The organism is Exiguobacterium sp. s166, assembly GCF_018618855.1.
Lineage (GTDB): Bacteria > Bacillota > Bacilli > Exiguobacteriales > Exiguobacteriaceae > Exiguobacterium_A.
Genome location: NZ_JACSMU010000003.1, coordinates 231,207 through 249,408, shown reverse-complemented (window position 1 = coordinate 249,408; position 18,202 = coordinate 231,207). Strand labels below are relative to the sequence as shown.

The following is an 18,202-nucleotide window of genomic DNA, read 5'->3' as shown; positions in this document are numbered from 1 at the left end:
CAGTGGAGCTTGCTTACTTACTGCGACCAGTCACGTAGACGGTTGCTCCGGCCTGTCCGAGCTCGTAAGCGATTCCGCGACCGGCGCCGCGGGATGCACCGGTAACGACAGCAATCGTATCTCTTAGTGAATCCATCTGTTTTCCCACCTCATTTTAAAAATAGGGCACGACAGAAAAAGGGACTTTCGATTAAGATCGGAAGTCCTTTTCGTGTCACGTTAAAACCCTTTAATCGTCATCCCGCCGTCAACGAATAACGTTTGACCGGTGACATATGCTCCGGCATCCGACGAAAGAAAGACAGCTGGTCCAACGAGTTCCGTCAGTTCACCGACCCGGCCGAGCGGTGTCACGTCGACGATCTCCTGTAAGTAAGTTGGATTGGCGAGCAACGGTTCCGTCAGCGGCGTCTTGAAATACCACGGTCCGATCGCATTGACGCGAATGTTTTGGGGTCCCCATTCAAGCGCGAGCACTTTTGTCATCTGAATCAAAGCAGCTTTTGTCGTCGCATAAACGACACCGGTCCGTAAAGCGACGTGTCCCGCAACCGAAGCGATGTTCAGGATACTGCCGCCGGTGTCCTGCATCCGGCGTCCGATTTCCTGCGAGAACAGGAAGGCGGACTTTAAATTCGTCTGTTGAATCGTTTCCCACTCGTCTTCGGTGACATCCAGTGCTTTCGAGCGGATGTTCATCCCGGCATTGTTGACAAGGACGTCAATCCGGTCGACATATGTATAGGCACGGTCAACCGTCGCCTGGACCTGCGTCCGGTCCGTCACGTCGCATGTCAAGACAAAGGCGCGTCGTCCAAGCTGTTCAATCTGTTTTGCGGTTTCCTGTAAATCGGATTCCGTTCGGGCGACCAGTAGGACATCCGCGCCGGCTTCTGCCATGCCGATGGCCAGAGCACGGCCGATTCCACGACCGGCACCGGTCACGAGCACGGTTTTTTGATCCAGTCGAAACGAAGGTAAATACATGTGATCACATCCTATTCTGACAATGTAATTTCACTGTACGTTGAAATTGACTGAAAAGAAAGAAAAATGCTGATGAACGAAGATGCATTATGTTATTATTTGGTAAAAAAGGAGGCGCATTATGCAACGGAAGCTCGGATTGATGATTCTCTCCGTTTTGGTACTGGCCGCATCGCTCGTTGCGTTTGAACGTTATGTCTATACGAAGTACATCTATCAACCGGCAGATTACACATTCCATTATAAAATTAAACCGCGTAAAGCAATGAAGGGACCGAAATTTGGAGCAAAACCGTTCCCGAAAGGTCCAATGATCAAAGTGACCTCTTTGTTCTTACCCGATATTCTGTTGCCAATCGGAGCACTTGTCACATCCTTCTTATCTGTGTTTGTGTTCCGGCGGTTACTCGGATACCGTCGGCGTAAACAGTTGCATGAACCGACGGAAGAGGGGGACCCGCAAGTCCTCCGGGCGAGGACGTTAACATCTCCCTGGCGTCCGCAAGCAAAACAAACGGACTCCGTGTCCGAAGTCCGTCAATTGATTGCCTTCTTTGACCGGCAGCTGCCGGACGGATCAAAACGCCGACCGGAAGAAACGGTCCAGGACTGGCTCGACCGAATTAAGTTGGCGATTGATCCGATGCTCTATCATATGGTCCGTTACGGTGAAATCGACGATCAGACGCTCGACCGTTCCGAGATCGACGCTCTACGAAACCGGCTGAATCAACGGTTGCGGGGATGACCGATCAGACGGAGTAACGTCTGATGATGTTCCGTACTACGTGTCACAAGTGACAGTTCGCGTGTGACATCGAACCCTGTGATCGGCAACGTCCGGATCTCCGGGGGCAGACCATCTTGGAAGATGGCCGGTAAAATCGCAATCCCGAGTTTTGCCCGGATGAAACCGAGGACACTTGAACCGAATTCCATTTCGGATGCGACGGTATAGGTTGCCCCGCGTTCCGCAAATGCGGCTTTCAGGATATTCGTCGAGTCACAGTCGATCGGCAGTGACAGGAACGACGAGGCTTCGATTTGATCGAACCGGACATCGACACAACCTTCAAACCGCTCATCGGCTTCGTGGAAATACAGTAAAAACGGTTCTGTATACAGATGGGTCGACGGATACGGATGTTCGATTTGTCGATCGTCGAGTAACACCGCATCGTACTGGTGCTGATCGAGTCCGGCCATTAATTCGATATACGTGTGGGCTGTCTTGATCTTGAGTTCAGGACCGTCCGTCGATGGATGGTTCGCAAAGTGTTGCGGCAGGTAAGACATGGCGACACTTGGCCAGGAACCGAGCGTAAACGATGTCTGTCCCTGTAACTGATTGATTTTCCGTTGCATGTCGTCGAGCTGTTCGAGAATGTTTTGACCGTCCTTGAAGACGATCTCTCCCGCCGGCGTTAACGAGACACCGCTCGTCGTCCGCGTGAACAGGGGAGCGCCGACCGCCTGCTCCAAATTTTTGATTTGTTTACTGAGCGCGGGTTGTGTCATATGCAGCAACTCGCTCGCTTTCGTCAGGCTGGCTGTTTCCGCCGTGACGTGAAAGGCTTCAAGCCATTCGGTTTTCATCGGACTTCACTCTCTCTTTGCATTCGTGTGCTTTGACGATACTGTACGTTCGTTTCATCTGACAACTGTTTCGCTCAAATTCTATATATATTCCCGTTTTGGAATATTCCGTATGGGGTATATATAAACAGAAGAGGTGAAACCATGTCAGAAGTACTTGCCCACACGTTATTTGCATTATCTGATACGAATCGTCTGCAGATGGTCGAACTGTTGAAGGCGGAGCCGCTTTCGGTCGGCGAGATTGCTGCACGGCTCGGATTACAGCAACCGCAGACATCAAAACATCTGAAAGTTTTGCTGGAAGCGGGCATCGTCCGGATGGAGCCGGTCGCGAACCGCCGTATTTATCATCTGCGGACGGAACCGTTTCAGGACATCCACCGGTGGAGCCAATCACTCGAGCAACAGATGGTCGACCGGATGACACGGCTGGAAACATATTTAGAGCAGCAGTCAGTCAATCGGGAGGAGTGAAGAAAGATGCAGGATAAACTGAAAACGAAAGTAGACGGCTCCGTGCTTGAGATGGAATGGACGTTCGACGCACCACGGGACCGGGTATTTGCCGCTTTTACGGAAAAAGAACAGCTCGAAGCCTGGTGGGGGCCGGAAGGCTGGACAACCGAAATCAAGACGTTTGAATTCATCGAAGGTGGTATTTGGCACTATTGTATGCGGTGCGAGGATCCGAACCAGGGTAAGTTTTTCGGGATGGAATCCTGGGGGAAAGCGATTTTTCGGAAAATCGATGGCCCGTACAGTTACGCCCATGCCGACTATTTTTCAGATGCTTCAGGCACGATTTCGGAAGAACTGCCGGGCAGTGAAAACAAGACGACGTTTGAAGCTGTCGGTGATCGGACCCGCGTTCTGTTCCGGTCCGATTTTAAGACGGAAGAAGCTGTCCGACAAGTCCTTGAGATGGGGATGAAAGAAGGCTTTACCTCACAATTGCACCGGCTTGATCATCTGTTAACCTAAAACAGCGCCCGGTAACACGCTGTAAAAACAATTCGTCCGTGAGCGAATTGTTTTTTTTGATGATTTCATAACACGTTTTTGTCTATCACCTAACTTTTTTGGGAATAAAGAGGGAATCTCTTTATTTTCGAATCAAAAGAGCCGTTATAGAAGAGGAGAAGATTAAAAAAGGGGATTGATAGCGTGAACTGGTGGTCAAAGCAAAAGGAAATGACATTTTCGGATAGGATGGAGCAGGAGCATGATCATGTTCGGTTAGAAGTCACACATGAATTGAAACAACAATTACAACTTATTGATTTGACGGTCGAGGATTTACAAATCGTTCGTTTGATTCGTCACGATGTCGCGGAGTGGATGCCGCAGATGGTTGATGCGTTTTATGCGGAATTGGTCCGGGTGCCGGAGCTCAAACAACTGATTGAACGGCATTCGACGCTCGAACGGTTAAAAGGGACACTGGCCCAGCATATCCTGCAGATGTTTGACGGACAGGTGACACCGGAATACATCGCAATCCGAAAACGGATTGCAGACCGTCACGTCCGGATCGGTCTGCACAATAAGTGGTACATCGCCGCCTTTCAGAAAGTATTAAACGTCTTCAGCCGGCAAGTCGAACAAAGTACGTGGCCGGTATTGGAACGGGTCCGGATCGTTCAGTCGGTCGGGAAGTTATTTAACTTGGAACAGCAAATCGTCCTGACGATGTATGAGGATACGGTCGAGGATGAACGACAACAGGTATCGGACGCCAAGTTACGGGTCGGTCAGACCGTGCAAAAGTCGACGGAAGAACTGGCGGCAATGAGCGAGCAGTCGTCCGCAAGCTTTCAGGAAATGGAGCGTCATGCCCAGCAAGTATCCGTGACGACGGGAACGATTGCGATGCAACTGAGCCATGCTGCGAAAGAAGCGGAAGCCGGCGTCGACTTAGTCGAAGCGGAAACAAAACGATTTGAACAGGTCGTTGCTGAGATGACAAGAACGACGGAACAAATGACGCAACTGGCCTTCTTGTCGCAGGAAATCGAACGGATTGCCGGGATGGTGACGGCAATTTCCGATCAGACGAATCTGCTCAGCCTGAACGCATCAATCGAAGCAGCGCGGGCCGGTGAGATGGGACGGGGCTTTACCGTCGTCGCGCAAGAAATCCGGAAACTGGCGGAAGAAAGCAAACGGTCGGCAACGGAAGCGTCCAGTATCGCGCAGGAGATTACCTTCAAAATGGGACAGGTCTCGGAACGGATGAACGGGACGGAACAGTCGGTCGTACAAACGACGGAAGAACTGGCGCGCGTCGTCACCGCCTTCACGACAATCTCCCACCAAACAGTCGATGTCTCAAAACAGATCATTCTGCTGTCGCAGGATACGAATCAGGTCGCCGGAACGATTGAAGGAATGCGCCACATCGCAGAATCGATTGCTGAGACGGCAGACGATTTACAGGCTGTCGCGACGACATTGTAAAAGGAGAATCGATGATGAAAACAAAATTTGGTGTACTCGTGGTGCTCTGTATTCTGGTTTTGAGCGGCTGTACTGGGGATGACTATCCGTCGGAAGAAGCCATCAAAAACGGTGATATCGTCACGACACCGGAACGGGCGAACATCGACCGGTTCGAAACGTTTTTAGAGCGGGTGGAGGCGGATAAAAAAGACACGATCCGAATTACGAACTATACGACGGAAGGGGATGCAATCCTGGAAGACATCACCTACGACGGAAAACAGTTCATCTATTCACTGGATTCATCACGCGACGAATACGGTTCCCAGACCGACGACCGGGAAAAAGAAGTCTGTCAAAAACTGAAAAAACGGACGGAAAACAAAAGGGAAGTCTTTGCGCTGACGGATTGTCAGGAAGGTCAGGATCATGACGTGTTTGTATCAGAGGCAGGAGAAACGAAGAAATAACAAAAGGTTGATCCTCAGACGGGGATCAACCTTTTGTGTCGAGTGTCTCCTCGAGCAGTCGCAGCGCTTCCCGCCAGCTGGAAAAGCGTTCAATCAATAACGTCAAGGAAGGCGCCTGATGCGTCCGGGAGTACCGGACATATTCCTGGCTTGTGATGGTCGGACCAATCGCATCATATGCTTCGCGCAAGGCATTTAAGCAATCTTCGTTCGAGTAGAGACCGCTTGACGATAATTGAAAATGAGCCAACGCCTGTTTCCAGGTTCCGTGATGGCGGATAATGGTATTCGCACTCATCATTTGCGGATAATTGGACCGCAGTTCGGAATAGGAGCGGATGGTCATGCGGGAGCCGCATGTTTTGACATAAAAGGCGATGCTGTCATCGACACTCCAGCGGTCACTGTTTGCCGGATCCGTTTTTGAACGGTCGAGTACCGCCCGTTTTTCCATCGACAATTCGGAAGACCGGACGATTCCTGCCTGTTCGAGCAAACGGGTCCAGGAGCCGAACCGCCGTTCGATTTCCGATAGGGACGGATACGGTAAATAGCGGGCTAACTTTTGGTAGTGGGCAGCTTTCATCGGTGCTGTGTGCAATTGGTGCAGTCCTTGGATCAAGCGGATGATTTTTTCATTGGTCGTTACAGAAGTGGATGTAGGCGTGGTTTCTTTCATAGGAAGTCTCCCTTAGCGGATGGCTGTTCATAATGCCGCTAGTGTACCATCTAGCCGTAAGAGATTTAACTAACAAAATCGTAAGGTTCGGACCGATGTCCTGAAACGGTTCAACCCTCCGCAATCGCTTCATAACGGTATGCGACAGTCCCTTGAAACACGTACAGTTCACCCGTCGAGTCTTTTGATTGGTACAACTTCGTTCCTTTCGGCCAGTCGGTTGCTGTCCGATCGGAAAGCGCTTCTTTTCCGGACAGCTGTTTTTGAACGGTCGTCACGGAAATCAGGTCTTTTTTCACGACGGTCATATCTTTGCCGCTCCGTTTATAGACGCGATTTTTGACTCGGATTAAATCCGCTGATTGATCCTGGCGGGCTTCCTTCGCAATGCTGTCGGTCGTAGAAGTCGTCTCTGTTTCCTGCGCGCAGCCGGCAGTCAGACAAATACTGCTCAGCACGATAAAAATCAACTGTTTTTTCATTTCAGTCCTCCGTTTCGTTAATCAGGCACATGAAGCTCTTTTATTTGACGTTCGGTTGCAGTGAGAACAACTGGAGCAACCTCTCCATTGTCTCATCAAACGATTGAACCGGTTTGTAACCAAGTGTCTTGATTTTGTCCGTTGCATACGTCGGGCGTTCAGCCGCACGGGCCGGAACCTGATACGGTTTGCCGGAGGCTTCAATCAGCTGCATCCGAAAGTCCGTTTCCGGAATATTGGCATCGACGGCATGGAACACGTCACCAGCTTTTCCACGTGTAAGGACGAGGACGACCATCTCGGCAATGTTATCGGCATGGACCCAGTTGACAAGATCAGCCGGGTGGACCCAGGTCACGCGATCCGCTTCCTGCATCCGTCTGACTTGCCGGTCCCCCCAGTGCGAATCGTGTTCAGCGCAAATGGCCCCGGGGCGCAGAATCCGGACGTCCAAGCCGCGGGCGGCATAATCGAGGAGAATCTGTTCCGACCGGATTTTGGTATGGATATAAGGCGCCGGATGATCAACCGCAAGTGGAGACGACTCCGTCATGTGACCATTTGCCGGTTCGCCATAGACGGATGTCGTCGAGATGTGGAGGACACGTGCTCCTGCATCTAACGCGGCCGTTGCTAAATGAATGACACCTTCAACATTCGACTGGTGGGCGAGATTTTCATCATCACCGAGATAGGCGGCGCAATGGACGACCCAGTCGATCTGATCCATCGCTTTTTCAAGTGACGTTTGATTGGTCAAATCACCAAAAACCGGCGTGATCCCGAGTGATTCGAATTCATTGAACCGCTCCGCCTGTCGTATCAATCCCCGGACTTCAAGCGCCTCTGACAATAATCGTTTTGCGATGCGCAGTCCAAGCGTTCCGGTAACACCGGTGACGAGAATCCGTTTTCCGGACAGTTCCATCTGTTCAACCTTCTCTCTGGATTATTTGACCCGCTCAATCGTTGCGACGAGCGGTTTTTTGTCGTTTCGGTATTCAAAGCGGATAACATCACCCTTTTGGAGAACGGATAATTGATTCGTCCGCCCATCAATTTTCGTCTCGCCGTCCAGCGTGACTTCGGTCAAGGCATACTGTTCCTCCGGATTTTGCTCATCCGGACCGAGCGAAAGCTGATTGCCGTTCATCTCTTCGATAACGTATGCCTGATCGGAACAACCGGATAAAATGGCTACGATAAATAGACTCAACAGCATCAGCCAAATGGTTCGACGCATGTTTCCACCACACTTTCATTGGTAGGATTCAGAGAGTAATGCGTTATGTTCATTGTAGGGATAGGAAACGAAATGCGAAAGTGAAATATGGATGAATTTAGTCAATTTGATAAATCGGATGGTAATATTAAGAAAAAAGGAGGGGCGTCATGAATACTTTTGCTAAAAAAGTACTGATTCTTTTCGGCGTCATGGTCGTGATGTCCGGTCTAGTGATTTTCCTGTATGTCCAGTCGATGGAACCGGACGAACCGGAAGCGGATCGCGTGGTACGCGAGACAAAAGCATACATCTCGAAACACTTTCGGCAGGCTGAAGTAACGAGCGTCTTCTATGATGCGACAGGCAGGTACATCGAGTTTGATTATGCCGTGCAAATGAAGGATCGGATGACCGGAACCGAGTTTCTCGTTTATGTCGATCAGCAGACAAAGCAGGTCACAGATACGTACTTGTCTGAACAGTGGTCGCAGGAACTGACAGAACAGATTCGTCCGCTTGTTGAAAATGTTTTCGGTAAAGGGACAGCGTACAGGGCCGTCTATTATCAGGACGATGTCCAGCAGTTGAAATTGGATCCGGCATCGTCAAGCGAGTATCAGAAAGCGAAAATTCCGCCGTTCATTACGATTACACTGCAACGGGACCGGTTACCGACGGAAGAAAAAAATCTGACACGGCTGGCGACGGCCATAAAGAAACAGAAAGTACTCCGGCACGGAAATCTGACCACGGAATACATCAATGAAAAAGGTGTTCTGCGGGAAGATGAAATCGGATTTAATACATACTTTTAACAAAAGAGCGGACGACCTGGAATGTCAGGTCGTCCGCTCTTGTTCAGTTTCCAGTTACGAGATTTTGAAGGTAAACGATTCCCATGAACAAAATCCAGACGCCGAGCGGATTGGTGAAAATTTTCGCGGCACAATACATAAAGAGGATGATCAAAATGTCGGATGCCGACAAACTATATTGAATTTAAAAGGAATAATTAGGGTTTAAAAAAGGAACAGTCAAAGGAAACGAGAATATAACAGATAATCATAAGCGAGGACCAAATCAGCCGCTGACTGGAGAGGAGGAGTCGACAATCAGTCACCAAATGATAACGAAGAGGTGGTTTCTATGAACATTCAATTAAAAGCCTGTACCGCGCAGGATGCCGGTGCATTGTACGCGTTTGAACGTGATAACCGGAGTTATTTTGAACAATCGATTCCGTCACGGGGGGATGACTACTACGTGCCGGAGACATTCCGGGAGCGGCATGCCGCCCTCTTACAGGAACAGTTGGACGGCAGTTCGTTCTTTTTTTTGATTCAAGACGAAACCGGATTGATCCTCGGTCGGATCAATCTGGTGGACCGGCATCCGACTGCCAAACGGGCCGAGCTTGGTTACCGGATTGGACGGATGAACACAGGAAAAGGCATCGCGAAAGAGGCCGTCCGCTTGCTGATGGATCACTGTCCGGCACTTGATATTCAGGAAATCCAAGCCCAAACAACAGACGGAAACATCGCGTCGCAAACTATCCTGTTACGTAACGGATTCAAAAGAATGAATGAAGAGGAAACAGCGGAATTAAACGGTCAACGGGTGACACTTATTCAGTTTAACCGGATAATTTAAAAAGGATTAAATCGAGGAGGATGTTTATGTTAACCCTGACGTTAATCAATGCATCGAGTGTTATTTTGAGTGATACGGCACTCCGACTCGTTTTATTTGGTGAACTGTTGGTGCTTGTCCTTTTGTACTGGGCGTTCGCGCGATTCTCAAAACGCAGTCTTTGGATTGGCGGTCTTCTTTTAGTGATCGGATTTGCTGCACTCATTCCGGGCTATTTGTATGTTCAAAATTCGAATCCGCAAGATGCCGTCATTGACGTCGCAATTTTGCTTTATTTTCCGCTTGAATTGATTGCGCTGGTGCTGGCGTTGCTTTCGCTCCGGAAACGTCCGGTGCGAAAGGCTCCTAAATAATTAAAGATCATCTCATGAAAAATGACTCCGGTAACTAAACCGTGAGTCATTTTTTAGGGGGATTGTACGATTTTTTAAGGATTTTCTGCGAAATCCAAAAATACAGAATGGCTATTGCACCGCAAAACATAAGAAGCGGCAACAAAACCGACAGATCACTGAATTGAAACGCTCCGTCATGAAGGAACAAAAGAATGACCAAAGCGATCAGACTGCCCGATACACCGTATAATAAAGGACTGGTCTTCCGTTGCGCAGGAGAGAAGGAAACGACTCCTTTCTTCAGCCAATCGATGAGGATTCCCGAAATGAGGATGACGGGAAACGAAAAGATTGTGCACATGACGAAAAAATTGAACGATGAAAAATAGGTATCATCAAAGAAATCTTCAAAAAAGGTATAAAAAGATAATACTCCTGTCAATATACCGGAAATGGCGATTGCGGTCAGAACGGCCGACAATAATTTGTTCAACATGCTGAAATCTCCTTTTTATGAATATACCGGAAAATCCGTTCAGGCAACCACGATACGAGATAATAGAGCAGAGCGCAGAGCGGAGCCTCCGGCAATCCGGGATATCGAAATCATCTTTTAAAAGTATCAGAATCAAAAACATTTCAATTAAGACGCCCGATAGTCCACATAAAACAGCCAGCACGAAAAAACAGATCCGGGTGGAAAGATGTTTCCATCTGTTCTTAACGATTACGAATCGCCAGATAGTATTTTGCGTTACTGACCACCAGAATGGATGTAATGACAAAAATGCTAAATAGCTGAGAGCTCGACGACGACAGCGAGTAGAAGAGCAACAAGATGATTCCTACGACCAGCAGCAGATTAACAAGTGAATGTGTTTTGTAAAGTCCTTCGAGCATGACATGTTTCTCACCGTCATCCGATGCCGCGAGGAGTTTCAGAGCATAATCCGTTTCGCTGATGTCCGGAAGATTCCGTTCCGGATACATCTGCTGAACCAGCATCTGAAACCGGATCGAACCAATCAGTCCGATAGCCATTACGATGAAGCCAGTCACAACTAATGAGAGTTGTTGATCGAGCACTAAATTCACACTGACCACTGTAAGACTAAGCGGAAGGACTAAGTTTAAACTCAGTGTGCCGTCGCTGAACCAACGATACATCTGTTGATCGGCCAAATCTTCCGCGTCTCCTGTCAACGGTTGGTTGAGAAGACGATGAATTTGCCGGTAGCGAATGAACGACAATAGCAGTAATCCGATTAGAACAACAAGTAAAAATCCATTGATCCACAAGCTGTACTCCGAAAAGGCAATTCCTTCAAGCGGACTGCTTAATACCCAGTACATCAAGAAAAATCCAATGGCACCGCCGACAAGCATCCGTAAAACCAGGTTCAGACTTTTGTTCACAGTAACTCCTCCTCGTTAAATTGAAAGATGTCCTCGATCGTTGTCTCGAAGACTCGAGCGATTTTAGCTGCAATCAGGAGCGACGGCATGAATTCTTCTCGCTCAATCAAACTGACGGTTTGACGCGATATATTGGCGCGCTTTGCCAGTTCAGTCTGATTCCATCCATAACGTGCCCGCAGTTCCTTTACTCTTGACTTCATATCCTTCACCTCACTTGAATTGTAAACGATATTAGTCTTAATGACAATGATATTAGTCAAAAAGATAATGAAAATAGTCAATTAAGAAAAAAACTTGTCAGGAAAAGACTGAGTCAGATTTTCAAGAACTAGAAAACGACATCAAATAATCGTATAGTCATATATAGAATAATGATAGATTTAACAAATATTGGTTAAGGTACTTGATTTGTTCATCATAGAGTATGTACCGATGAAGGGGGAAGCAGATGAAGATCGTAAAGCGCAAACTAGAAAATGATTTTAATGAGTTAATGAAGAGTGCGGACACGTTTCCTCGATTCATAGAACAGATTCGAGCGTTTATTCATAAATATGATGAAATGGTCATCTGGGCATCGATTGATTTTCAAAGGGATACATCAAATCAAAAATACGAAGACCGGCTGAAAGAAGTGCAGCGTGACATCAAACCGCTCTTGGCAGCTTGTAAAAAAAGACTGTACGATATCTGTCTCGAGAAGCACGGCGAAGCAATTGAAAATACACGAATGCAAACCATTTTAATGCATCAACAAATATCGTTTTCAAACAAAAATATCTTGATCCGTCAACAAGAGGATGAACAAATTAATCGATACATCCAATTAATCGGGAGTCTACAATCCATGGATGAAGAAGCTGTCTTGATTCATGATTTAACGGCTTTACTTTTTGAATCTGATGAAGATGTACGCGAGACCGCCTACCGGGCGATTGATTTTTCCTATCAACATCACGCCGAATCACTTCAATCTATTTTTTCAGAGCTGATTCGATTACGCCACGAGAAAGCCAAAAATCTGGAACTTGAACACTATGTGGCATATGCCTTCATGGAATTGGGGCGGATTGATTATACCTCGAAGGAATGTATGCGACTGGCATTGGCTGTCCAAAAGCATATTGTGCCGTTGAAAGAAGTATTTCAAGAGGAACAAACCAGATTTTTAGCGAAACAACAACTTCGCCCGTGGGATGTACGAATCTCACCGTACTCGGATTTCCAAGAGACGGCAAGTACATCTGTTGAAAGTCTGCTGGAGACGGTCGGAATAATTTTAAGTAATCTGGATCCATCTTTTCATAAAGTGTTGAAAGAGCTTGAATCTCAACAGCATCTAGATCTTGAAGGAAGAGCCTATAAAGCGAGTGGCGGTTTTTGTGAATTCCTCCCGGAGTCTGAAACGTCCTTTCTTTTCATGAATCGAACACAAACATTTGATGATGTCGTCATTCTTATTCATGAACTAGGACATGCGGTCCATCATGATTTAATGAAAGACGCGCCGGACAACTTTCAGCAGATTCCAATGGAAGTAGCAGAGTTCGCAGCGATGACATTTGAACTTCTCTCCATGGAGTTTTGGCATCTGGCGATTGAAGATGCAGCACATGTCCGGAGGGCAAAACTGGAGCAATTCAGGCTGGTCATCGAGTTTTTACCTCAAACTATTATCGTGGATCAGTTTCAGGAATGGTTGTATCGAAATCCAGTACATACCGTAAAAGAACGAAATGAACAATTTGCCTCCTTGCGCGATCGATTTGACTCCAACGCCATCGACTGGAGTACAATCTCGAGGTGGAAAGGGGAGGAGTGGCTGAGCATTATTCATTTGTTTGAGACACCTTTTTATTATATCGAGTACGCGATGGCGCAAATTGCGGCCTTACAGATGTACCGGAAATACAAAGAGCAACCGCAACAAACAATCGAAGCTTTTAAAACAGCGCTCCGTGCGACGCGAACACACTCAGTCAAAGAAGTCTACGCCTTGGCGGGCGTGTCATTTGATGTCTCTGAACATGAGATGCAAGCACTCGTTTGTTTTGTTCAAGAAGAAATCGACAAGCTGCAACAGCTTAAAAACCATTAACTATTTTTAAATGCGGGTGTCCTGAAATATTCAAGTTCCTGAGTACTAGTAAGCAGCTGTGTGACTCATGTGTGTTCAAAAACATCCCCACTTCCGTATCAGGAAGTGGGGGTTGTCTGTTTAAACTGCCATGAAGACATCTTCTGACGATGTGACCTCGATTTTAACTTCGTAAATCTTAACGCGTTGGGCTGTCAATCGTTCGATCAAGAGTGGAATGTTTTCCTCATTGTTCACGATCGACGTCAAGGTAACGAACAGGACAATCGCGACAGACTTAAAGCTTTTAAACGTATGAGAAAACTCATTTTTCAATATAGGGATCATGTTAAGCTCCTATGGATATGTATTGGTTTGCAATCAATCGGATCAACTGATTTCACCGTTCCGTCCGCAATGGAATTCCATCGTCGGGATGTGTCCCGTGACGATGCCGTCCATCGTGTAGTAACCGCCGAGGCTGATTTCATACGTTTGATTGGCATCGATGCGCGTCGCTGTATAACCTTTTTGAACCCATGTCCCTTTTGTCCGGGATTCGGACGTGACGGAAACCGTCTCCGAGCAGAGATGACGTCCGGCACTTTGACTGTAGACGGTTGTAATATCCGGCCGGACGTTGATGTCACTTGCTGACTCCTCTTTGACCGCCTGTTTCTCGTTTGATGTCAAAGCGATTTTGAAGGTACTCCGCTTCTTGGCGATTTTTCTAAATTCCTCGACCGGACGCCAGTCTTCATCCTGAAAGGAATAGATCGGGGCCAACTCCAGATCACCGTCCGGATTGCTTTGATTGACGGATTCAATCACGATCTCATATTGCTGATACCATTCATTTTTTTGCTCCGTCGTCGGTCCGTTTGTCTCGGCGATCGCGTCCGGGGATAACGGAATCAGTAACGTAAGAGCCGTTAACGCCGTACATATAGTTTTCATCATCGACATCCTCATTCTCCTTTTTCAGACCATGATTTTCTGATAGTGAATCAGCGTTGCTCTGTCGTTCAATGGCTTACGGATACCGGTTTCAACGTAACCCATCTTTTCGTATAACTGACACGTTTTCGTTTCTTCGAATAGACTCGACAGTTCCCACGTCTTGGCCTGCGGATAACGGGCTTCCGCGAGCAGCATGGCTTTTTTGGCAAATCCTTTGCCTTGTGCATCCGGGGCCAGAAATAGCGGACTGATCCGGAAGTGAACGTCTTCTTTCCAACGAATACAGATTGCGCCGACGAGCTGTCCGTCCGCGATGATCTTTAAGAAACAGCTCGCTGGATGATGAATTCGCGTATAGACCCGGTCAATCGTTTCATTGGCCGGATTGGTATCATAATCTTGATACTTCTCAAGCAAGGGACTGAAGGCTGCGACTTGCAACTTCCATAAAGCGTCGGCATCGTTATCGATTGCCGGTTCCAAGTGAATCATCGTATCCATCCTTCCTATTTGTCCGGGATGGAATTATTTTACCATAAGGTCATTCGCATGGAATTATTTTTCCTTTTTTAGAGAAGACTGTCCCTGCCTGAAAAAGACTATGGTATAGTAGATAAGTTAAAAAATACCATCTATCGCTGTAAGGGGGGAAGAGCATGACGCGCCAAAAAAATATCGTCTATAATGTCTTGTTAAATGAGACACGGGATCAGGTCTTGATGGTCAAAAACATTGGACCGTCGTATTCGTATTACACGTTGCCGGGGGGGACGGTCGAAGCGGGAGAGACGTTGCCGGAAGCAGCCGTCCGGGAAGCGAAAGAAGAGACTGGTTATGACGTCGCAGTCGGGGAACTGTTGCACGTCAGCGAAGCCTTTTTTCCGCAAGTCGATGAACATTGTCTGTTCTTCTTTTTCCAGTCCGAAATTCGCGGGGGCGAACTTGGCACGATTTTCCCCGATGAAATCGAGGAGATTTCGTGGGTCACGATTGCTGAGGCCGTTCAGTTCATGAATCTGTCAAAAGAATACGAACAGATTCTGACGACGCAACAGACGGTCCCGTATGTCTTCAACGGACAAATCACCCATTGAGTGGAGGGATGGGCATGCAGATTGTCGAAACAACGGATCTCGATATACTGGCCCGGCTGAACCGCTACGTCCATGAGCCGCATGTCGCGCAGCAGCCGGACTTCTTTAAACCGTATGACTTTGCGATGGTCCGGGCGTTTTTTGCGAAAATCGTCGGAACCGGCAGTCATCAGTTTTTGATTGCCGAACTCGACGGCGAAGCAATCGGCTACGTCTGGATCGAATATCTCCGGCGTCCGGAAAGTGCCTTTCATTTTGCCAATTCGAAAGCCCGCGTCCATCATCTCTGTATCGTCGATGATAAACAGCAGCAGGGTTTCGGTCGTCAGTTGTTACTTGAAGTCGAGCGCCGGGCACTCGAACAGGACATACATAAAATCGACCTCGACTACTGGATGAGCAACGACGGGGTCGATGTCTTCTACGAACGGCTTGGCTTTGAAAAGATGCGCCAAGTCGTCACAAAATCGTTGCATTAAGAAAGAGGGAAGTACGAATGGATTATACAGACTTGAATTTTATCTTTGGACTGTTGCATTTGTTTGTTCAGTTCATGGCCGTCCCGGCAGCTATCTACGCGCTGTATTTGTTACGCAAAATTGCCAATAAATAAGCGACACCTTGTTTCCTCGACGGAGACAAGGTGTTTTGTATTATATCCATTAAAAACAGGGTACTTAAATAATGAACGACGTCTCAAGAAAGCCTTGGAACTAGGAGGGATCAGATGTTATTTTTATTCATCGGTTATTACGATGCAGAAAAGATGAATCAGTCCTCGCAGCAAGAGCTCGATGCCGTCATGGAACGCTGTAATGTACCGTTGGAAGATTTTTTTACAAAAACGAACGTCTTGTATGAGTGGCATCCGGGAGCGGAGACGAAACGGGCCCGGCTCCTCGACGGACAGATTCAGCATCAAGACGGACCGGACCCGGATAAAACGGAGCAGATCGGCAGTTTGGTCGTCTTTGAAGCGGTTGATTTGGAACAGGCGGTCGACTTGGCATTACTTCATCCAACGACCCAGTTACCGGAAGCACAGAAGTACGGCTGGCGGATGGAAGTGCGGCCGCTGATCGACCCAAAAGAAGCCAAATAGTCGGTTTTTCAAACATACAGCGCATCGATGCGTTGTATGTTTTTGTGTTTTTCGGGTATATCTGTTTCATAGCGGATCAAAAGAAACCAGAAAGTCAGGTGAAGCAGACGTGTCGATCATTACCTTTGAAGACGTGCAGTACAAACATATACTCCGTGGCATCACGGGAGGATTCACGGAAGGCAAAATCACGACGCTCGTCGGACCAAGCGGTGCCGGCAAATCGACGTGCTTAAAACAAATCAACGGATTGATTTCCCCGGACAGCGGTCGGATTCGTTACCGCGGCGAGGACTTGGAACAGATGAACCTCGTCGAACTGCGGAAACAGATCGGGATGGCGTTCCAAAGTGCGCCGATGCTGCCGGGGTCCGTCATGGATAATCTCAGTTTGCCGAAAACAATTTTTCACGAGACATTGGCACCGGACGAAGCGAAGCGACTGCTGGAACAAGTCGATCTGCATGTCGACTTGAAGCAGCCGGTCAAAGAACTGTCGGGCGGTGAACGGAGCCGGCTCGCGATTGCCCGGACGCTCGTCAATCAACCGGATGTCTTGTTGCTCGACGAAATCACGGCCAGTCTTGATTTTCGGATGGTCAAGGAAATCGAACAGCTGATTCAGCGCCTGCAACGCGAGCTTCAGGTGACCGTCATCTGGATCACGCATGATCTCGATCAGGCACGCCGGGTCAGTGAAGAAGTCTGGTTCTTAAAAGACGGTCAATTGCTCGAGCAGGGGGACGTCTCGTTGCTTGAGCCGGACGGAACACGCCCGGACATCGAAGCGTTCTTGAAGGGGGAATCGTTATGAGTTACGTCCAACTGGCGACGTCGCTGATTTTCATTGCGATTCCGCTGATTCTGGCCTTTACGCTGAAGCTCGGTCTCGAAAAAGACATCCTGATCGCGACCGTCCGCTCGATCATTCAACTGCTGATCATCGGCTATATCCTGACGTTTGTGTTTGAGAGCGATAGTCCGATCTACATCCTGCTGATGATTCTCTTGATGATCGGCGCTGCGACACTTAACGTGATCCGTAAAGGTGACGGGATTCCCGGCATTCAGTGGATTGTCCTCGCGACCTTGGTCTCGGTCGAAGTGTTGACGATGGGACTGATGCTCGGACTGAACATCATTCCGTTTGAAGCCCAGCAAGTCATTCCAATCAGCGGGATGGTCATCGGAAACTGTATGATTCTGTCGCTGTTGTTCTTGAACAAGTTCAAGGATGAAGTTGAACGGAGTGACGAAGTAATCGAATTGATTTTATCCCTCGGCGGTGATACGAAAACGGCGATTGATACGAGTCTCAAAAGTGCCATCCGGACGAGTATGATTCCGACGATTGAGGCGCAGAAGACGATGGGACTTGTTCAGCTACCAGGAATGATGAGCGGTCTTATTATCGGCGGGGCCGATCCGATGGAAGCCGTCCTGTATCAGCTGCTGATTTTATTCCTGTTGCTGACGACAGCAGCGACGTCGGCTGTCCTCGTCGGTTACATGTCGTACCGGAAACTGTTTAATCAGAAATCCCAGTTCATCGGTCTGACGTACCGAAAAAACAAGCGGAACTAATCTGTATCCTCAAACAGCCTCTGAGACGCTCAGCGGGCTGTTTTTGATTTTGGAAAATATTAGTTTGAAGATGACGTCTTGTGTATAATGATAAATG

27 protein-coding genes are annotated in these 18,202 nt (G+C 48.0%); 14 read left to right on the top strand and 13 right to left on the bottom strand.

Annotation, left to right across the window (positions count from 1 at the left end; genetic code table 11):
* Positions 1–13: 13 nt before the first annotated feature.
* Both KNP93_RS15790 and KNP93_RS09190 read right to left on the bottom strand, forming a co-directional pair.
* Positions 14–136 carry a hypothetical protein gene (locus KNP93_RS15790; protein WP_256442182.1) on the bottom strand — a complete coding sequence of 41 codons (123 nt, stop codon included), beginning with the start codon at positions 134–136 and terminating at the stop codon, positions 14–16.
* 83 nt (positions 137–219) lie between these two features.
* On the bottom strand, positions 220–987 hold the full coding sequence (locus KNP93_RS09190) for an SDR family NAD(P)-dependent oxidoreductase (RefSeq protein ID WP_214854739.1): 768 nt from the start codon (positions 985–987) through the stop codon (positions 220–222).
* Positions 988–1,108: 121 nt separating this feature from the next.
* Here KNP93_RS09190 and KNP93_RS09185 point away from each other — a divergent pair, with 121 nt between their 5' ends.
* A complete protein-coding gene (locus KNP93_RS09185) occupies positions 1,109–1,735 on the top strand; it encodes a hypothetical protein (protein WP_214854736.1) in 627 nt (208 codons plus the stop codon).
* Here KNP93_RS09185 and KNP93_RS09180 read toward each other — a convergent pair.
* Positions 1,717–2,583, bottom strand: coding sequence for a LysR family transcriptional regulator (locus KNP93_RS09180; RefSeq protein ID WP_214854733.1), 867 nt, complete (start codon positions 2,581–2,583; stop codon positions 1,717–1,719). The genes KNP93_RS09185 and KNP93_RS09180 overlap by 19 nt on opposite strands.
* Positions 2,584–2,727: 144 nt before the next feature.
* Between KNP93_RS09180 and KNP93_RS09175 the strand changes: the two genes are divergently transcribed.
* The 4 genes from KNP93_RS09175 to KNP93_RS09160 all read left to right on the top strand — a co-directional run bounded on the left by KNP93_RS09175 (position 2,728) and on the right by KNP93_RS09160 (position 5,495).
* Positions 2,728–3,060 (top strand): ArsR/SmtB family transcription factor, encoded by a 333-nt coding sequence (locus KNP93_RS09175; RefSeq protein WP_214854731.1) that lies wholly within the window; start codon positions 2,728–2,730, stop codon positions 3,058–3,060.
* A gap of 6 nt (positions 3,061–3,066) precedes the next feature.
* Positions 3,067–3,567: an SRPBCC family protein gene (locus KNP93_RS09170; RefSeq protein WP_214854729.1), complete on the top strand. Its 501-nt coding sequence runs from the start codon at positions 3,067–3,069 to the stop codon at positions 3,565–3,567.
* Between the two features lie 183 nt (positions 3,568–3,750).
* On the top strand, positions 3,751–5,043 hold the full coding sequence (locus KNP93_RS09165) for a protoglobin domain-containing protein (protein ID WP_214854727.1): 1,293 nt from the start codon (positions 3,751–3,753) through the stop codon (positions 5,041–5,043).
* A 14-nt stretch (positions 5,044–5,057) separates the two neighbouring features.
* Entirely contained in the window at positions 5,058–5,495 is a 438-nt protein-coding gene (locus tag KNP93_RS09160; protein WP_214854725.1) for a DUF4362 domain-containing protein, read from the top strand.
* 25 nt (positions 5,496–5,520) lie between these two features.
* On the opposite strand, the gene KNP93_RS09155 is transcribed toward KNP93_RS09160, so the two are convergent.
* The 4 genes from KNP93_RS09155 to KNP93_RS09140 form a co-directional block, all read right to left on the bottom strand.
* Positions 5,521–6,174 carry a homing endonuclease associated repeat-containing protein gene (locus KNP93_RS09155; protein WP_214854723.1) on the bottom strand — a complete coding sequence of 218 codons (654 nt, stop codon included), beginning with the start codon at positions 6,172–6,174 and terminating at the stop codon, positions 5,521–5,523.
* A gap of 110 nt (positions 6,175–6,284) precedes the next feature.
* Positions 6,285–6,656, bottom strand: coding sequence for a hypothetical protein (locus KNP93_RS09150; RefSeq protein ID WP_214854721.1), 372 nt, complete (start codon positions 6,654–6,656; stop codon positions 6,285–6,287).
* A 40-nt stretch (positions 6,657–6,696) separates the two neighbouring features.
* Complete coding sequence (locus tag KNP93_RS09145) at positions 6,697–7,584, bottom strand: NAD-dependent epimerase/dehydratase family protein (protein WP_214854719.1); 888 nt, start codon at positions 7,582–7,584, stop codon at positions 6,697–6,699.
* A gap of 21 nt (positions 7,585–7,605) precedes the next feature.
* Positions 7,606–7,899, bottom strand: a complete 294-nt coding sequence (locus KNP93_RS09140) for a hypothetical protein (protein WP_131972733.1) — start codon at positions 7,897–7,899, stop codon at positions 7,606–7,608.
* A gap of 149 nt (positions 7,900–8,048) precedes the next feature.
* On the opposite strand from KNP93_RS09140, the gene KNP93_RS09135 reads away from it, so the two are divergent.
* The 3 genes from KNP93_RS09135 (at position 8,049) to KNP93_RS09125 (ending at position 9,887) form a co-directional block, all read left to right on the top strand.
* Positions 8,049–8,696: a hypothetical protein gene (locus KNP93_RS09135; RefSeq protein WP_214854716.1), complete on the top strand. Its 648-nt coding sequence runs from the start codon at positions 8,049–8,051 to the stop codon at positions 8,694–8,696.
* Positions 8,697–9,027: 331 nt separating this feature from the next.
* Complete coding sequence (locus tag KNP93_RS09130; protein ID WP_131972731.1) at positions 9,028–9,534, top strand: GNAT family N-acetyltransferase; 507 nt, start codon at positions 9,028–9,030, stop codon at positions 9,532–9,534.
* A 26-nt stretch (positions 9,535–9,560) separates the two neighbouring features.
* Positions 9,561–9,887 (top strand): hypothetical protein, encoded by a 327-nt coding sequence (locus KNP93_RS09125; protein ID WP_131972730.1) that lies wholly within the window; start codon positions 9,561–9,563, stop codon positions 9,885–9,887.
* A gap of 46 nt (positions 9,888–9,933) precedes the next feature.
* Here the strand turns inward: KNP93_RS09125 and KNP93_RS09120 are convergent, their stop codons facing one another.
* The 3 genes from KNP93_RS09120 to KNP93_RS09110 form a co-directional block, all read right to left on the bottom strand.
* Entirely contained in the window at positions 9,934–10,365 is a 432-nt protein-coding gene (locus KNP93_RS09120) for a hypothetical protein (RefSeq protein WP_214854714.1), read from the bottom strand.
* Between the two features lie 224 nt (positions 10,366–10,589).
* Positions 10,590–11,285 carry a DUF3169 family protein gene (locus KNP93_RS09115; protein WP_131972728.1) on the bottom strand — a complete coding sequence of 232 codons (696 nt, stop codon included), beginning with the start codon at positions 11,283–11,285 and terminating at the stop codon, positions 10,590–10,592.
* A complete protein-coding gene (locus KNP93_RS09110) occupies positions 11,282–11,488 on the bottom strand; it encodes a helix-turn-helix transcriptional regulator (protein WP_131972727.1) in 207 nt (68 codons plus the stop codon). Before KNP93_RS09110 ends, KNP93_RS09115 begins: the two co-directional genes overlap by 4 nt.
* Before the next feature lie 248 nt (positions 11,489–11,736).
* Between KNP93_RS09110 and KNP93_RS09105 the strand changes: the two genes are divergently transcribed.
* The gene (locus tag KNP93_RS09105) at positions 11,737–13,386 is read left to right on the top strand and encodes a M3 family metallopeptidase (RefSeq protein ID WP_214854711.1); all 1,650 of its coding nucleotides are present in this window, start codon (positions 11,737–11,739) and stop codon (positions 13,384–13,386) included.
* Positions 13,387–13,506: 120 nt separating this feature from the next.
* Here KNP93_RS09105 and KNP93_RS09100 read toward each other — a convergent pair whose 3' ends face one another.
* Genes KNP93_RS09100 through KNP93_RS09090 form a run of 3 tightly spaced genes read right to left on the bottom strand, consistent with a single transcriptional unit; the run spans position 13,507 to position 14,817 of the window.
* The gene (locus KNP93_RS09100; RefSeq protein ID WP_131972725.1) at positions 13,507–13,713 is read right to left on the bottom strand and encodes a hypothetical protein; all 207 of its coding nucleotides are present in this window, start codon (positions 13,711–13,713) and stop codon (positions 13,507–13,509) included.
* Positions 13,714–13,755: 42 nt separating this feature from the next.
* Entirely contained in the window at positions 13,756–14,325 is a 570-nt protein-coding gene (locus KNP93_RS09095) for a hypothetical protein (RefSeq protein ID WP_214854700.1), read from the bottom strand.
* Positions 14,326–14,346: 21 nt separating this feature from the next.
* On the bottom strand, positions 14,347–14,817 hold the full coding sequence (locus KNP93_RS09090) for a GNAT family N-acetyltransferase (protein ID WP_214854698.1): 471 nt from the start codon (positions 14,815–14,817) through the stop codon (positions 14,347–14,349).
* Between the two features lie 164 nt (positions 14,818–14,981).
* Between KNP93_RS09090 and KNP93_RS09085 the strand changes: the two genes are divergently transcribed.
* From KNP93_RS09085 to KNP93_RS09065, 5 genes are all read left to right on the top strand, one after another.
* Entirely contained in the window at positions 14,982–15,419 is a 438-nt protein-coding gene (locus tag KNP93_RS09085; protein WP_165871623.1) for an NUDIX domain-containing protein, read from the top strand.
* 14 nt (positions 15,420–15,433) lie between these two features.
* Complete coding sequence (locus KNP93_RS09080) at positions 15,434–15,898, top strand: GNAT family N-acetyltransferase (protein ID WP_131972722.1); 465 nt, start codon at positions 15,434–15,436, stop codon at positions 15,896–15,898.
* Positions 15,899–16,146: 248 nt separating this feature from the next.
* Positions 16,147–16,521, top strand: a complete 375-nt coding sequence (locus KNP93_RS09075) for a YciI family protein (protein ID WP_131972721.1) — start codon at positions 16,147–16,149, stop codon at positions 16,519–16,521.
* Between the two features lie 109 nt (positions 16,522–16,630).
* A complete protein-coding gene (locus KNP93_RS09070) occupies positions 16,631–17,335 on the top strand; it encodes an ABC transporter ATP-binding protein (protein WP_214854694.1) in 705 nt (234 codons plus the stop codon).
* Complete coding sequence (locus KNP93_RS09065; RefSeq protein WP_188004324.1) at positions 17,332–18,105, top strand: ABC transporter permease; 774 nt, start codon at positions 17,332–17,334, stop codon at positions 18,103–18,105. Before KNP93_RS09070 ends, KNP93_RS09065 begins: the two co-directional genes overlap by 4 nt.
* Positions 18,106–18,202: the final 97 nt, after the last annotated feature.

What these genes read in the sequence shown, in the direction of transcription:
- KNP93_RS15790 (WP_256442182.1), bottom strand. Translation starts at nt 136, where the DNA reads ATGGATTCACTAAGAGATACGATTGCTGTCGTTACCGGTGCATCCCGC.
- KNP93_RS09190 (WP_214854739.1), bottom strand. Translation starts at nt 987, where the DNA reads ATGTATTTACCTTCGTTTCGACTGGATCAAAAAACCGTGCTCGTGACC.
- KNP93_RS09185 (WP_214854736.1), top strand. Translation starts at nt 1,109, where the DNA reads ATGCAACGGAAGCTCGGATTGATGATTCTCTCCGTTTTGGTACTGGCC.
- KNP93_RS09180 (WP_214854733.1), bottom strand. Translation starts at nt 2,583, where the DNA reads ATGAAAACCGAATGGCTTGAAGCCTTTCACGTCACGGCGGAAACAGCC.
- KNP93_RS09175 (WP_214854731.1), top strand. Translation starts at nt 2,728, where the DNA reads ATGTCAGAAGTACTTGCCCACACGTTATTTGCATTATCTGATACGAAT.
- KNP93_RS09170 (WP_214854729.1), top strand. Translation starts at nt 3,067, where the DNA reads ATGCAGGATAAACTGAAAACGAAAGTAGACGGCTCCGTGCTTGAGATG.
- KNP93_RS09160 (WP_214854725.1), top strand. Translation starts at nt 5,058, where the DNA reads ATGAAAACAAAATTTGGTGTACTCGTGGTGCTCTGTATTCTGGTTTTG.
- KNP93_RS09155 (WP_214854723.1), bottom strand. Translation starts at nt 6,174, where the DNA reads ATGAAAGAAACCACGCCTACATCCACTTCTGTAACGACCAATGAAAAA.
- KNP93_RS09150 (WP_214854721.1), bottom strand. Translation starts at nt 6,656, where the DNA reads ATGAAAAAACAGTTGATTTTTATCGTGCTGAGCAGTATTTGTCTGACT.
- KNP93_RS09145 (WP_214854719.1), bottom strand. Translation starts at nt 7,584, where the DNA reads ATGGAACTGTCCGGAAAACGGATTCTCGTCACCGGTGTTACCGGAACG.
- KNP93_RS09140 (WP_131972733.1), bottom strand. Translation starts at nt 7,899, where the DNA reads ATGCGTCGAACCATTTGGCTGATGCTGTTGAGTCTATTTATCGTAGCC.
- KNP93_RS09135 (WP_214854716.1), top strand. Translation starts at nt 8,049, where the DNA reads ATGAATACTTTTGCTAAAAAAGTACTGATTCTTTTCGGCGTCATGGTC.
- KNP93_RS09130 (WP_131972731.1), top strand. Translation starts at nt 9,028, where the DNA reads ATGAACATTCAATTAAAAGCCTGTACCGCGCAGGATGCCGGTGCATTG.
- KNP93_RS09125 (WP_131972730.1), top strand. Translation starts at nt 9,561, where the DNA reads ATGTTAACCCTGACGTTAATCAATGCATCGAGTGTTATTTTGAGTGAT.
- KNP93_RS09120 (WP_214854714.1), bottom strand. Translation starts at nt 10,365, where the DNA reads ATGTTGAACAAATTATTGTCGGCCGTTCTGACCGCAATCGCCATTTCC.
- KNP93_RS09110 (WP_131972727.1), bottom strand. Translation starts at nt 11,488, where the DNA reads ATGAAGTCAAGAGTAAAGGAACTGCGGGCACGTTATGGATGGAATCAG.
- KNP93_RS09105 (WP_214854711.1), top strand. Translation starts at nt 11,737, where the DNA reads ATGAAGATCGTAAAGCGCAAACTAGAAAATGATTTTAATGAGTTAATG.
- KNP93_RS09100 (WP_131972725.1), bottom strand. Translation starts at nt 13,713, where the DNA reads ATGATCCCTATATTGAAAAATGAGTTTTCTCATACGTTTAAAAGCTTT.
- KNP93_RS09095 (WP_214854700.1), bottom strand. Translation starts at nt 14,325, where the DNA reads ATGATGAAAACTATATGTACGGCGTTAACGGCTCTTACGTTACTGATT.
- KNP93_RS09090 (WP_214854698.1), bottom strand. Translation starts at nt 14,817, where the DNA reads ATGATTCACTTGGAACCGGCAATCGATAACGATGCCGACGCTTTATGG.
- KNP93_RS09085 (WP_165871623.1), top strand. Translation starts at nt 14,982, where the DNA reads ATGACGCGCCAAAAAAATATCGTCTATAATGTCTTGTTAAATGAGACA.
- KNP93_RS09080 (WP_131972722.1), top strand. Translation starts at nt 15,434, where the DNA reads ATGCAGATTGTCGAAACAACGGATCTCGATATACTGGCCCGGCTGAAC.
- KNP93_RS09075 (WP_131972721.1), top strand. Translation starts at nt 16,147, where the DNA reads ATGTTATTTTTATTCATCGGTTATTACGATGCAGAAAAGATGAATCAG.
- KNP93_RS09065 (WP_188004324.1), top strand. Translation starts at nt 17,332, where the DNA reads ATGAGTTACGTCCAACTGGCGACGTCGCTGATTTTCATTGCGATTCCG.